The sequence below is a fragment of the Mesorhizobium sp. M0894 genome, from assembly GCF_040319725.1.
GTDB lineage: Bacteria > Pseudomonadota > Alphaproteobacteria > Rhizobiales > Rhizobiaceae > Mesorhizobium.
Genome location: NZ_JAMYOG010000031.1, coordinates 1 through 12,669, shown reverse-complemented (window position 1 = coordinate 12,669; position 12,669 = coordinate 1). Strand labels below are relative to the sequence as shown.

Genomic DNA, 12,669 nt, shown 5'->3' with positions numbered 1-12,669 from the left:
CTTCAGCGCTCGATGATGCGGGCTTTCTTCCGCAACTCCTCGACATATTTCTTCGAGAGCTCGTCGGCGTTCTTGTCGCTCGAACCTTCATTCTGGAACACCATCTGCGCGACTTTGTCGTCTGACACCTCGCGCGACGAGCAGATGCCGATGAATTCGACGCCGCGGTCGGTTTCGCGCGTCGTGGTGGCGCCGCCAACCTTTGTAGCTTTTATCTGCTCGGCCCAGTCCAGCGGCAATTGCGGCGCCAGCACCCGGCCGAGATCGCGAACGGTGACATCCATCAGGCCCTTGGCGAATTCGCGCGTGGTGTTGCAGCCGTTGAAGCGGGCGCGCATGGCGTCGGCTTCGCGTTTGCGCTTGGCCAGCGTCGCGCTTCGCTCGGCGGCCGGCACCACGAAAATGACCTGCTGCAGCATGTACTCGGTGGCACTCGGTTTGCTACCGCCTTTCTCGAGCATGCGCTTGACGAGGTCCTGCTCGCTTATGGCGCCGCCGCCGTCGCTAGAACGGTGACGCGCGGTCAGCGCCTGGTTCCAGGCCATCTGCGCCCGGATAAACTCCTTGAAATGCTCCTTGGAGACGCCGGATTGCGCCATGGCGCCGTCAAGCTGCTTGAGCGGCATCTTGTTGCTCGTGGCGAAACGCTGATAAGCGGCATCGACCTGCGCGTCGCTGATGCGGATGCCGAGCCGCCTGGCTTCGGCCATGCGCAGCGTCTGGTCGATCATTTCCTGGCCGGCATCGCCCTTTTTGTGCTGCAGGCGCAGGAAAGCCGCGCGATGCTGGATGTCGCCGGTGGTGATCGGTATATTGTTGACGACGTATTTGATCTCGCTGGCGAAAACCGGCCGCGTCACTGCGGTGATCGAGACCGCCACCAGCAGCGCGAAGCCTGCCGAAAAGAGGTATTTCCTCATCGAAAGCATCCCAATTCCATCTCGATTCGGCCCAACCTGTCCCAGTTCAGGCCGCGGAAATTCGTGCCTGCTCTATGCGGCGAAACAATGTCGTCCGCCAGCCGCCCCGTTGCCGACTGCTGCTCCCCTTATTGGATGGTGTCGATGGAGCGTTGCGACGAGCCGAAATCGCCGAGCGTGCGGAACGACAGGTTGAAGCCGACGTTCTGCGATACTTCCTTGGTGTTCAGGTCACGTCTTTCCGAAAACGTCATCAAATAGGTAAAGCACGAATCGCTATAGGCAAAGCCGACCCCGTCCTTGACCAGGATGCTCTGCTCCAGATCATACGTGCCGGTGCCAAAGACGCGCCAATTCTCAGCAAGATGCGTCGAGGCGCCGAGCGTGATCTCATGGCGATCCGTGGAGAAGCCATAGAGCGGCTGCGCCTGGATGAAGGCGTATTTGGCGCTCAGCGATACGGGCAGGCCTGAAAAGGCGGCCTTTACCTCAGCGCGGCGGACCTCGAAGCTTTGCTCGTCGAAACGGCCGCTGACCGAGCCGGAAAATCCGCTGGGGCTATTGAAGCCGACAAGGCCGACATAGTCGGAGGTTGCGGTTTCAAGACCCGAATAGGCGCCGACATTGACCAGATCCGGCGTGCCGAACGAGTTCTGGCCGCCGAGTTGGTAGGATTGGCCGAACACCGCATTGGTGCTCCAGCCATTGTCGTATGCGCCTGAATAGCGCAGCCCGACATTGGCGCGTGTGCCGCCTTCCATGCGATCATAGCCGGAGAATTTGTCGCGCTCGAACAGCGTCGTGGCGTCGAAGACGAAGCTCTGGGCGTCCTCGTTAGGGACCGCCAGCCCGCCGACATATTGCTCGTTCGGACGCATGAACACTTGCGCCATCGGTTCGAAGACATGGCTGGAACTGGTCATCGAGAACAGCACCGGCCAGCGCATCTCAAGGCCGGCGGTCGCCATGTAGCGGGCAAGCGACGAACGCATGTCGTCGTCAACGCCGAGATTGGTCGCCATCTGGTTGACGGCGTCGAGCGAGGCCGAGGAGGCGTTGACATAGCCGGCGTCGCCGCGCAGCGCCAGGAGCGGCGTCAGCAGCAGCCCGCCATCGGTGGTAAAGGTGCGCTTCCATTCGGCTTGCGCGGTAAGGCGGCCGGATTGACCGTCGATGCCGCGGACGTTGTTGACGGACGAAGGGATGCCCGAATCTGCAAGAGCCGTATCGAGCCTGTCGCGGCCTATGATCCGCGCGTTGACGTCGAACGACAGCTGCCCGCCGGCCACCGGCATGTCGGGGATATAGGCGTAGTCGAGCGAAGGCAGCACCCAGGGCTGCTTGGCGGCGCGGGCGGTCGGATCGCTGGCGAGGGTGTCTTCTTGAACGTCGAAGTGCATGGCGCGCACATCGAAATAATTGCGATCGTTGAGCCCCGTCAGGTACACCTCGGAGCGGTGTACGCTATCGTTGAAGCCGTCGATATCGTAGGTGCGCGAGAAACTCTTGTCGCTCTGCAGCAGGATGTCCCAGCCGAAGTCCCAGCGCGGGTTGATGGCGAACTGGCCTTGGGTGCCCATCATGCCGCGGAACCTGTTCGGATCGCCCTCGGTACCCGAACTGACGTTGTGGCCATTGTCGTCGATGAAGGCGTCGGGATTCTCTTGCCGGATGCCCGCAATCTTCAGGCTGTACTGACCGTTGTTGAAGCGCTGCCTCCACTCGGCCTCACCGAGGAAACCCTGTCTGGTATAGCCGCTGCCGGTGACAGTTAGATCGTAGGTCGGCGAGAGCGCGAAATAATAGGGGACTCTAACACCGACGCCGAGATCGCTCTTGTAGGCGACGCCGGGGATCAGGAAGCCGCTCTTGCGCTTGACCGTCGGGTCGGCGATCTCGAAAGCCGGCAGATAGGCCAGTGGAAAGCCGAAGAACTCGAAATTCGAATTCTCGAAGCGAACCGTCTTCTTCTCGCCGTTCCAGATGATCTTCCTGGCCTTGATACGCCAGGTCGGCGCTTTGTCGGGCTTGTCCTCGCACGGCTCGCAGGCGGTGTAGACGCCATTGTGGAACGTCGTCAGCACGCCGCCCATGCGCTCCGCGCTTTCGGCGGCGAAATACGCCTTGTCGACGGTCTCGACACGCAGCGCGTTGACGAAGCCGTCGGCGAAATCGTCGGTGATGTCGGCATGCTGCGAATAGATTTTGGTGCCGTCGCTGTTGACGAGCTCGACATTGCCGCTGGCGACGAGGCGTTTGGTGTTGCGGTTGTATTCGACCCGCTGGGCGACGAGACGGTTGCCGCCATAGTCGATCTGGACGCCGCCGACGGCCGTCACAGTCTGCTTGTCGTTGTCGTAGACCAGCGTATCGGCTGCCAGCAGCATCTGCGTGCCGCTCGGAACCTTCGTTGCCAGCTCACTGACGTCCTGGGCGAAAACCGGAGCAACCGGGGCAGCGCCGGCAAGCAGGCATGCCAAGGCGCTCGCCGCAGAGAGGCGTGCCAAACCGGCGTGCCTATGGCTGCGCAAAACCGCCTCCCTCACTAGCCGTCTTCCTTGTATAGCAGGAATGTCACCCCGAAGAACATAGCCACGACAACCGGGACCCAAGCCGCTACGGCAGTGGGTACGAATCCCGCTACGCCGAATGCCTTGACCAGCACCGAAACGACATAAAGCAGAAAGCCGGCCACGATGCCACCCAGAATCATCGTCGCCGACTGCCCCATCCTCGCAAATCGCATTGATACCGTTGCCGCAATCAGCGTCATCGCGACGAGCAGGAAGGGCAGCGCAATCAGGGAATCGAACTGCATGGCGAAGGCATTTGCCTTGAGGCCGAAGGAGCGGGCCACCTCGATCTTGCCGGGCAGATCGTAGAAGGGGATGGTCTCAGGGCGCGCCAACCGCTCTTGCACGAATTCCGGCTTGAGATCGGTCGGCAGCCGATCGCTGGGTAACGACTGGATGGTGCCGTCCCGGAACACCTTGACGTCCCGCAATTCCCAGTAGCCGTCCCGCAAAAAGGCGTGCGCGGCATCCTTGCGCTCGATGATGTCGCCTTGCGGGCTGAAACTGAAGAAGACCGCGTCGGCCATCTCCAGGCCTTGATTGAGAATGGCGCGCGCGCCGATGATGGTATCGCCGGAGCTGGTTTTCTGCCTGATCCAGGGCGCGGCGTCGGCCGAGACGGTGTTCGACTTGCCCGAACGGAGCTGGGTCTCGATCTGCTCGGACCAGGAATAGGCGTGCGCGGCTATCGGATTGATGACGCCAACCGACAAGGCCCCAAACAGCAGCGCCCCGATGCAGCACGGCAGCAGGAACTGCCATGCGGAAACCCCGGCGGAACGGGCGATGACCAATTCATATTTGCGGTTGAGCGACACCAGGGTCGCCATCGCCGAGAACAGGCCGACGAACGGCACCGTCTGCAGCATGATCATCGGCATCCGGAGCCCCGAAATGGCGAACGCCGTTGCGTAGGTGAAGCCCGGCACGCCGGTCGTGCGGCCGGAAAGCTCGGTGAAATCGATCAGGAACACCAGCGCCAAAAGGCCAATGAAGAACCAGATGGTGATCGTCACATAGCGAAAGAAGAAGTACCGACCCAGAGTCCAGCCCATCAGCCGGCTCCCTGTCCGGATGCGCCACGCCGGGCAAAGCGGAGCTTGACGGCGCTCCAGCCGTCATTGAAGCGGCCGGCAAGATTGGTTATCCAATCGGCCCAAGCAACCGGCAGTTCCATCGTCCGGTTGGAAACGATGAACCAGATAGCGATCGCCGATGCCACGATCGGGACGCCGTAGACCATATAGGCATATTGCGGCACCTTGTCGGCCTTGCCGGCGGCAAAGAACCCGAGCCAGCGCACGAACAGCGCGATCGCGATTGCCGTGATCAGCGGGTGCACGCGCGCCTCGCGATGCGAGCGCGCATCTCCGGCGACCGCAAGCGCGATCAGCGCAAAGACGAGCGAATAGGACCACTCGGAAAAACGCTGGTTGAGCTCGGCCAGGTACCTGTTCGGCTTTTGCTGGTACATCTTGTCGTTCGGACTGGGATTGAGCAGGTACTGGGTCGTCCGGTCCTTCGGCAAAAGCAGAATGTCAGATGACGCCGACAAGAAAGCGGACAAGTCGAAGGCGTAGGAGGTGAACCGGATTACCGAGAGGTCGCCGGTCATGGTTTTGCGATGGATGACGCCGTCATTCATCATCAGCACCTTCTCGTCGCCGCGTTCGATGATGCTGCCGGTCTTGGCATAATAGATGAGATTGACGCCTTCTTCGCGCGAGTCGGCGACGAAGATGCCGCCGAGGCGATTGTCGGGAAGCCGTTCGCCAACCTGCAGGAACAGGCCATCATCGATCTTGCGGAAGGTGCCTTCCTGGATGATCAACGACAACAGATCGGCACGCGACGAAGCAATCAACTCGCGGTTCTTCTGGCGTGCGTAAGGGTCGACGCCATTGTCGACAGCAAACGAAAAAACGCTGGCTGCGAGTGCCAGAAGCATGATCGGCCTGACGATGGTCCAGCGTGAAGCGCCGGCGGCATTGATGACGGCCAGCTCCGAATCCGAATTCATCACGCTGAGGATCTGCGCGACCGCGACGACTAGGGCGAACGGCACGACGATCGGAACGATCGACGGGACGATCAGCGCTGCGACTTCGAAGAAGGTGAGGGCCGACTGACCGCTATCGGTGACGAGGTCGATGCGGGCGAGCACCTGAGTCGTCCAGACGATCGCCAGCGTCCAAACGAGCGCCAGCGCGAATACCGCGAAAGCACGGCGCATGATGTAACGTTCAACGACCTTCATGAAGGCTTTTCTCGGCGGTTTCGAACGGCATCATGCCTTGGAATAAGGTAGTCGTCCGGCGCCGGCTGCACAACTGGCTCAGTTTGGCGGTTCGATCTGGGTTCTGTCCCGTATCGCAAATTCCGCTGGGCCGGAGTGTCGGCGGCAATGGATAAGAAAGGGCGAACATTGTTGGTTAACAACAGGTTGCGGCGGGAAGCGGGGCCGTGCCGCGACGAATCGTGGATGGTTCAATGTCGCATATGGGAGCGATTTCGGCCAAAGTCTTGTCAAATGCGGCAAAACGACCAAATGTCGCGCCGATCGCCGCCGCGGCGGCGTGATAAGACGGGTCAGGATCTGTTGAGCCCCAGCATGGAAGCGGAAAAATTGCGCAGTCAAACCGGTTGGGAAGCGGTCTTTGATGGCGCGATTGTGATCGGCGCCGGCGCGGCCGGCCTTGCCGCCGCCCACGCCCTGATGAAGGCCGGCGTACCGACGCTCGTCCTGGAAAAGGAGAGCCGGCTTGCCGAGCCCTGGCATCGGCGGCACCAACGTCTGCACCTCAACACGCATCGCGATCTCTCGACGCTGCCCGGCATCGGCTATCCCGCAGGCACCCCGGCCTTCCCGCACAGAACCGCCGTCATTCGCCATCTGAACGATTTCAGCCAAGTGCACCGGCTGCCTGTCACATTCGGCGTTGCCGTCGAAGAGATCACGTTCGATGGCGATCACTGGACCGTACAGACCAATTCCGGATCCCGTCCGGCGCGCCATGTCGTCGTCGCCACCGGGCGCGACCGGCAGCCGTTTATTCCCGCATGGAAAGGCATGAAGGATTTTGCCGGCCGGATCGTCCATTCGGCAGATTTTGGCGAGGCGAAAGACTATGCCGGCAAAAAGGTGCTGGTGGTCGGTGCCGGCAATTCGGGTTTCGACGTCCTCAATCATCTTGCGGATGCAGACGCCGAAAGCATCTGGCTGTCGGCCCGCAATGGTCCGTCATTGCTGCCGAAACGCATCTGCAAGATCGCCGTCCACAGGCTTTCGCCTTTCATGGCGCGCTTGCCGGTACGGATTGCCGATGCGGTGATGGCGACAACCCAGCGCCTGGTTTTCGGCGACCTGACGAAATTCGGGCTTCCGCCGGCCTCCATAGGAGGTGCGAGCCGTCTGAGCGCCGACTACACCGCGATCGCAGCCGATGACGGCGCGGTTCGCGCCATCAAGGCAGGCATGATCGTGGTGGTGCCGCCATTGCGAGAATTTACTCGCGACGGCATCATATTGAACGACGGCAGGTTTATCACGCCCGATATCGTCATCTCAGCGACCGGCTACCGGACCGGGCTGGAGCAGATGGTCGGCAAGCTCGGCGTTCTCGACGGCAAGGGCGTTCCGCTTTTCAACGGCGGCGAAGCCGACCCGCGATTGCCCGGTCTGTGGTTTACCGGCATGCGGCCGAGCATTCGCGGTTGTTTCGCCAATGCCCGCATTCAGGCTAGGGCGATAGCGGCGCGGATTGTCAAGCGGCGATAATGAGCAGGACTATGCCGACTGTTCCGCCCGCAATAGACACGCCTTGTTGGAACGTGCTCGAACCGAAAGGTCAATGATCATGACGCCAGTCAGCATTCGCTACATTGTCGATGATGTCGCCGCCTCGATCGACTTCTATTGCGGACATCTGGGCTTCGCCGTCCAACAGGACGCGCGACCGGCTTTTGCCTCCGTCACGCGCGGCGCGTTACGGCTCCTTCTAAGCGGACCCGGCAGTTCGGGTGCTCGGGCGATGCCCGACGGCCGGCAGCCGGTGCCGGGAGGCTGGAACCGCATCCTGCTGGTGGTGCCGGACCTGAAAGAAGAGGTTGCGCGTCTCAAGAGTGCTGGACTTGTCTTTCGCAACGATATCATAACGGGCGTCGGCGGTTCCCAGACCCTGCTCGAAGACCCATCCGGCAATGTCATCGAGCTGTTTCAACCCGCCGCTCACTGACGCAATAACACGGCATCTTAGATCCGATCTGCCCAATCGAACGCCTCTCCCCGATAATCCAACGCATTTCCCCGAAAGCAGGACATGATGAATTCGAGACCCTCGATCGCCTTCGCCAAATTCGCCGCGCCCAAAAAGGGCAGCGTTTTCGTTCTGGCGGCCGACGAGGGCGGCCTCGGTGATGCGGTCAGGGCCTGCGATCCGGCAAAGACCCTCGAGCGGGCCTTTCCCGTCGCCGACTTCACCGGCAAATTCGCCAGCCAGGTCGAAGTGCTGGCACCGGAAGGGACGTCGCTCGAGCGGCTGGTGGCGGTCGGCGCCGGCAAGGGCTCCAATCTCGATGACTACGCCTGGCTGAAGCTCGGCGGCACGATTGCGGCATCCTTTCGCAAGGCAACCGAAGTGGCCGTCGTGCTCGATCTTCCCGGCGCCGCCGTCAGCGGCAGGCAAGCCGTTCAGCTTGCCGCGGGCATCCTGCTGCGCAGCTATTCCTTCGACAAGTACAAGACCAAAAAGGACAATGGTGACGGCAAGCGTGAGCCAAAAAAGCCGGTAAAGGTGACCATTCACACGGCCGATCCGGCGGCCGCAAAGAAGGCCTTTGCCGATGAAGCGGCGGTGATCGACGGCGTCTTGCTGGCGCGCGATTTGGTCAATGAACCGGCCAATGTGTTGGGACCGGTGGAATTCGCCGCCCGCATCGCCCAACTGGAGGCGCTCGGCGTCACGGTCGAGATCCTGGCCGAGAAGGAGATGAAGAAGCTCGGCATGGGTTCGCTGCTGGGCGTAGCGCAGGGCTCGCCGCGTGGCGCCCGCATCGCCGTCATGCGGTGGGACGGCGGCAAGGCCAAGGAAAGCCCGGTCGCCTTCGTCGGCAAGGGAGTCACCTTCGACACCGGCGGCAATTCGATCAAGCCGGCCTCCGGCATGGAGGACATGAAGGGCGACATGGGCGGCGCTGCTGCCGTCACCGGGCTGATGCACGCGCTGGCCGCGCGCAAGGCGAAGGTCAATGTCGTGGGCATTGTCGGGCTGGTCGAAAACGCCGTCGACGGCCACGCTCAACGACCGGGCGACATCGTCACCTCGATGTCTGGCCAGACCATCGAAGTGCTCAACACCGACGCCGAGGGCCGCCTCGTGCTGGCCGATGCGCTGTGGTACTGCAACGACCGCTTCCAGCCGAAATTCATGATCAATCTGGCGACGCTGACCGGCGCCATCATGGTCGCGCTCGGCCAGCATTATGCCGGCCTGTTCTCTAATAATGACGAGCTAGCGGACCGGCTGACGGCGGCCGGTCAGGCGACGCAGGAGCGGTTGTGGCGCATGCCGCTCGGCGCCGAATACGACAAGCTGATCGAGTCCAAAAATGCCGACATGAAGAATATTGGCGGCCGTTATGGCGGCGCCATCATCGCCGCGCAGTTCCTGCAGCGCTTCGTCAAGGACACGCCCTGGGCGCATCTCGACATTGCCGGCACCGCGATGGGCTCGCCCTCCAACGAGATCAACCAGTCATGGGCTTCCGGATTCGGCGTCAGATTGCTCGACCGATTGGTGCGCGATCATTACGAGCAATGAGCGGCGCGCCAAATGATTTAGACTGAAGTCATGGCCGAAATCCTGTTCTATCACCTGACCGAATCGACCCTGGAGGACGCGCTGCCCGGCCTCCTGGAGCGCAGCATCGATCGCGGCTGGCGCGCCGTGGTGCAGACCGGCACCGAGGAACGGCGCGACGCGCTGGACCAGCATCTGTGGACTTTCCGGGACGATTCGTTCCTGGCCCATGCAACGGACCGCGAAGCCCATCCGGCCGAGCAGCCGGTGCTTCTGACCGTCGGACCTGACAATCCGAACCAGGCGCAGATACGCTTCCTGGTCGATGGCGCGGTGCCGCCGGAGCTTGGCGGCTACCAGCGCGCCGTGTTCCTGTTCGACGGCCACGATGCAGCCCAGCTAGAGGCGGCACGCACGCACTGGAAGACAATGAAGGAGGCCGGCCACACCGTGACCTACTGGCAGCAAACACCGGACCGGCGCTGGGAACGCAAGGCTTAGAAGACCTGAGCAAGCCCGATGCCGCCTGATGATCAAACACCAAGCATATCGATAGATGCCGCACTTGTTCGCCGCTTGATTGCCGCGCAGTTCCCTGAATGGGCGGACCTGCCGGTAGAGCCGGTCGAGCCTGGCGGCTGGGACAACCGCACCTTCCGGCTGGGCGATCGAATGTCGGTGCGGCTGCCCAGCGCTGCCGCCTATGTTGCCCAGGTCGAGAAGGAGCATCGCTGGCTGCCTCGCCTCGCGCCTCACTTGCCTCTGCCGATACCGGTGCCACTGGCCAGAGGCGCGCCCGGTGAAGGCTATCCATGGCCTTGGTCCGTCTATCGCTGGCTTCGCGGCCGGCCGGCGGCTGGTGGGCTGATTGCCGATCTCAATGAATTCGCTCGTTCGCTGGCCGGCTTTCTGGTTGCGCTCTACCGGATCGACGCCGCTGGCGGACCACCGGCAGGTCAGCATAATTTCCACCGCGGTGGCCAGCTTTCAGTCTACGACGCCCAGACCCGAGCCGCGCTTTCGGCGCTCGGCGGCCGCATCGACAAGGCAACCGCCGAGGCGGTGTGGGCGACCGCGCTCGGCTCGCGATGGCAAGGGCCGCCGGTCTGGGTCCATGGCGACGTTGCCTCAGGCAATCTGCTCGTCGAAGATGGCAAGCTCTGCGCGGTCGTCGATTTCGGCAGTTCGGCTATCGGCGATCCTGCCTGTGACCTGGTGATCGCATGGACGGAATTTTACGGCGAGAGCCGCCAGGCGTTCCGCGACGCCATTTCCCTTGACGAGCACAGCTGGGCGCGCGCTCGGGGCTGGGCGCTCTGGAAGGCGCTGATCGTCGCTTCGGGACATGACGGCAACCAGCGCGAGGCGGAAAAATCGTGGCGGGTTATCAATGAGGTGCTGGCGGATCACACAAACAGTTAGAGCGGGATGGAGAATTCAGTTTGAACGCATCCCGCTCCAAAAACGAAAGCATTACTGCCCGCCCGTCTCCCTCCTGAACGTATCGAAATCGACCTGCATGCCGTTGAAGATAGAGCTCCAAGCGCCCATGGTCGACTGGATGTCGTTGATGGTTGCGTCATAGTCGTCGGCACGGGCCGGTGCGGAGGCCAGCGTCAGGGTCAGCGCGTGGACCGTGGAGGCGAGCAAGGATGCATGATGAAGCGAAGAGGGCGTGGATGAAAACGATATGGAAGCTGTTCATTGCGTTCTCCTCTGGTTTTTGTTGGCCTTACGATGTAAGGTAATGTCGAAAATTAACCTTACAGCGTAAGTTGTCAAGCGGCACCATGGACATATCAGTCAAAAAAAAGCGAACGCGCGGCCGGCTGTCTCGCGAGATGATCGAGGATGCGGCTTTCGAGGTAATCGAGAGGGAGGGGCTTTCCGGCTTTTCGATGCGCAAGCTGGCGGCAGAACTCGGCTGCGAAGCGATGAGCATCTACCATCATTTCCCCTCCCAGGCGCATCTTTACGAGGCACTGGTCGATCGACAGATCAGCTCGATCAAGATTCCTGACGACGGCATGCCTTGGCGCCAGCGGATCCACGTCGCCGTGAAGGAATACCGCCGGGTCGCCACCGAACATCCGGCCTTTGCGCCGTTCATTGTGGTCTACCGCATGAATTCGCCGGCATGTCTCGCCAAGCTGAACGACGTGATCGGCCTGTTCGAAGCCGGCGGTTTCGGTTTGGAACTCAGCGCCCGGTTGTTCCGAGCCACGAGTTACTATCTGATGGGCGCGATCCTTGACGAGACGGCCGGCTACGCCAAGGGGCCTTCGGCGGTCACCACGGTGAGCGATGAAGCGCTAGCGCGGGATTTCCCCAGCGTCATGGCTGCCGGGGCATATTTCGGCACAGCCGGTTTTGACAAGACCTTCGATATAGGCCTCGACATGTTGCTGGACGAGATGGAGCGTATCCGCGACGGTGCCAATGCGAGGTAGTTGCATCAACGGGGCATTGTCCGCATGCGCTTTTTGTTTCTTCTGATCCTGCTCATCGGTACCGGCATCGGCGTCGTCTATCCCTGGGCGATGACCAATTTCTCCGGCCGTGAGATCGGCACCTGGCGGGTTTACGACCAGGGCCGGTTCAAGCCGGTGACGGTGGCCCTGAGCGCGCGCGACGGGCCGCTACGCGTGCTGGTCGATCTTACTGCAAGAGCCGAGCGCATCGTCTCGCAGCAGCGCACCGTGCTGACCCTGACCGCCGCCACAGGCGGCAGGACGGTGCTCGCCTCGACGCTGCAGTTCAATCACTCCGACAATCCGCGCCAGGTCAGCCCACAGCTGCCGGACAGGATCTTTCGCGACGAGGCCGGCCTGATCCCGAGCGTTACCCCCGGTTCCTACATCTTCACCGTCGGTCCGGGCGACGCCGAGGGCATTCCGATGCGGGCCGTCGACCTCGTCCTGCGCTCGGCTGCCGGCGAGGTCGACCGCCGGGCGCGGCCGGTCGGTTTTTCCCTGATGGCGGCCGGCCTGGCCGGGCTGGCGCTGGCATTCCGTTTCGGCGGCCGCCGGCCGGAAAATCCGGACTCGCAGCCGCCACCGCCGCGCTGGGGTAGGGGCTCCAATTGAACTATCGCCACGCCTACCATGCCGGGAACTTCGCCGACGTCGTCAAGCATGCCGTGCTCAGCCGGCTGATCGAATATCTGAAGCAGAAGGACAAGGCGTTTCGGGTCATCGACACCCATGCCGGCATCGGCCGCTACGATCTGTCCTCAACCGAAGCGCAAAAGACGGGCGAATGGCAGGGGGGCCAAGGCCCGGGGGGCCCATACAGCCCACGCCCCCCCCCGGGGGGCGTTGGGGGCCCCAATATATTGTGCACACGGTGGCGGAAAAACGCCCCGCGCCGGGAAAAAAA

Annotated in this window: 13 protein-coding genes; 8 read left to right on the top strand and 5 right to left on the bottom strand. The window is 62.1% G+C overall.

Annotated features, from left to right (window positions below; all coding sequences use genetic code 11):
* Positions 1 to 2: 2 nt before the first annotated feature.
* From NKH91_RS30725 to lptF, 4 genes are all read right to left on the bottom strand, one after another.
* Positions 3 to 929, bottom strand: coding sequence for a peptidylprolyl isomerase (locus NKH91_RS30725; protein ID WP_023719817.1), 927 nt, complete (start codon positions 927 to 929; stop codon positions 3 to 5).
* Between the two features lie 119 nt (positions 930 to 1,048).
* Positions 1,049 to 3,466, bottom strand: coding sequence for an LPS-assembly protein LptD (locus NKH91_RS30720; RefSeq protein WP_352849239.1), 2,418 nt, complete (start codon positions 3,464 to 3,466; stop codon positions 1,049 to 1,051).
* Positions 3,466 to 4,551 (bottom strand): LPS export ABC transporter permease LptG, encoded by a 1,086-nt coding sequence (gene lptG, locus NKH91_RS30715; protein WP_023719815.1) that lies wholly within the window; start codon positions 4,549 to 4,551, stop codon positions 3,466 to 3,468. The genes NKH91_RS30720 and lptG overlap by 1 nt, the downstream gene beginning before the upstream one ends.
* The gene (gene lptF, locus NKH91_RS30710) at positions 4,548 to 5,750 is read right to left on the bottom strand and encodes an LPS export ABC transporter permease LptF (protein ID WP_352494877.1); all 1,203 of its coding nucleotides are present in this window, start codon (positions 5,748 to 5,750) and stop codon (positions 4,548 to 4,550) included. Before lptF ends, lptG begins: the two co-directional genes overlap by 4 nt.
* Positions 5,751 to 6,104: 354 nt before the next feature.
* Here lptF and NKH91_RS30705 point away from each other — a divergent pair, with 354 nt between their 5' ends.
* From NKH91_RS30705 to NKH91_RS30685, 5 genes are all read left to right on the top strand, one after another.
* Positions 6,105 to 7,271 (top strand): flavin-containing monooxygenase, encoded by a 1,167-nt coding sequence (locus NKH91_RS30705; protein WP_352481799.1) that lies wholly within the window; start codon positions 6,105 to 6,107, stop codon positions 7,269 to 7,271.
* Between the two features lie 73 nt (positions 7,272 to 7,344).
* Entirely contained in the window at positions 7,345 to 7,728 is a 384-nt protein-coding gene (locus NKH91_RS30700; RefSeq protein ID WP_352494878.1) for a VOC family protein, read from the top strand.
* An 87-nt stretch (positions 7,729 to 7,815) separates the two neighbouring features.
* A complete protein-coding gene (locus NKH91_RS30695) occupies positions 7,816 to 9,312 on the top strand; it encodes a leucyl aminopeptidase (RefSeq protein WP_023719811.1) in 1,497 nt (498 codons plus the stop codon).
* A 30-nt stretch (positions 9,313 to 9,342) separates the two neighbouring features.
* On the top strand, positions 9,343 to 9,792 hold the full coding sequence (locus NKH91_RS30690; RefSeq protein WP_023719810.1) for a DNA polymerase III subunit chi: 450 nt from the start codon (positions 9,343 to 9,345) through the stop codon (positions 9,790 to 9,792).
* Positions 9,793 to 9,810: 18 nt separating this feature from the next.
* On the top strand, positions 9,811 to 10,713 hold the full coding sequence (locus tag NKH91_RS30685) for an aminoglycoside phosphotransferase family protein (RefSeq protein WP_352515674.1): 903 nt from the start codon (positions 9,811 to 9,813) through the stop codon (positions 10,711 to 10,713).
* A 51-nt stretch (positions 10,714 to 10,764) separates the two neighbouring features.
* On the opposite strand, the gene NKH91_RS30680 is transcribed toward NKH91_RS30685, so the two are convergent.
* Complete coding sequence (locus tag NKH91_RS30680) at positions 10,765 to 10,941, bottom strand: hypothetical protein (protein ID WP_352849245.1); 177 nt, start codon at positions 10,939 to 10,941, stop codon at positions 10,765 to 10,767.
* A 140-nt stretch (positions 10,942 to 11,081) separates the two neighbouring features.
* Here NKH91_RS30680 and NKH91_RS30675 point away from each other — a divergent pair, with 140 nt between their 5' ends.
* The 3 genes from NKH91_RS30675 to rlmJ form a co-directional block, all read left to right on the top strand.
* A complete protein-coding gene (locus NKH91_RS30675; protein WP_352849248.1) occupies positions 11,082 to 11,741 on the top strand; it encodes a TetR/AcrR family transcriptional regulator in 660 nt (219 codons plus the stop codon).
* 24 nt (positions 11,742 to 11,765) lie between these two features.
* Entirely contained in the window at positions 11,766 to 12,377 is a 612-nt protein-coding gene (locus NKH91_RS30670; protein WP_352849251.1) for a hypothetical protein, read from the top strand.
* On the top strand, positions 12,374 to 12,669 hold a 296-nt coding region (rlmJ, locus tag NKH91_RS30665; protein WP_352951030.1), incomplete at its 3' end, for a 23S rRNA (adenine(2030)-N(6))-methyltransferase RlmJ. The genes NKH91_RS30670 and rlmJ, both read left to right, overlap by 4 nt.

What these genes read in the sequence shown, in the direction of transcription:
- NKH91_RS30685 (WP_352515674.1), top strand. Translation starts at nt 9,811, where the DNA reads ATGCCGCCTGATGATCAAACACCAAGCATATCGATAGATGCCGCACTT.
- NKH91_RS30700 (WP_352494878.1), top strand. Translation starts at nt 7,345, where the DNA reads ATGATCATGACGCCAGTCAGCATTCGCTACATTGTCGATGATGTCGCC.
- lptF (WP_352494877.1), bottom strand. Translation starts at nt 5,750, where the DNA reads ATGAAGGTCGTTGAACGTTACATCATGCGCCGTGCTTTCGCGGTATTC.
- NKH91_RS30670 (WP_352849251.1), top strand. Translation starts at nt 11,766, where the DNA reads ATGCGCTTTTTGTTTCTTCTGATCCTGCTCATCGGTACCGGCATCGGC.
- NKH91_RS30705 (WP_352481799.1), top strand. Translation starts at nt 6,105, where the DNA reads ATGGAAGCGGAAAAATTGCGCAGTCAAACCGGTTGGGAAGCGGTCTTT.
- NKH91_RS30690 (WP_023719810.1), top strand. Translation starts at nt 9,343, where the DNA reads ATGGCCGAAATCCTGTTCTATCACCTGACCGAATCGACCCTGGAGGAC.
- NKH91_RS30695 (WP_023719811.1), top strand. Translation starts at nt 7,816, where the DNA reads ATGAATTCGAGACCCTCGATCGCCTTCGCCAAATTCGCCGCGCCCAAA.
- NKH91_RS30675 (WP_352849248.1), top strand. Translation starts at nt 11,082, where the DNA reads ATGGACATATCAGTCAAAAAAAAGCGAACGCGCGGCCGGCTGTCTCGC.
- NKH91_RS30725 (WP_023719817.1), bottom strand. Translation starts at nt 929, where the DNA reads ATGCTTTCGATGAGGAAATACCTCTTTTCGGCAGGCTTCGCGCTGCTG.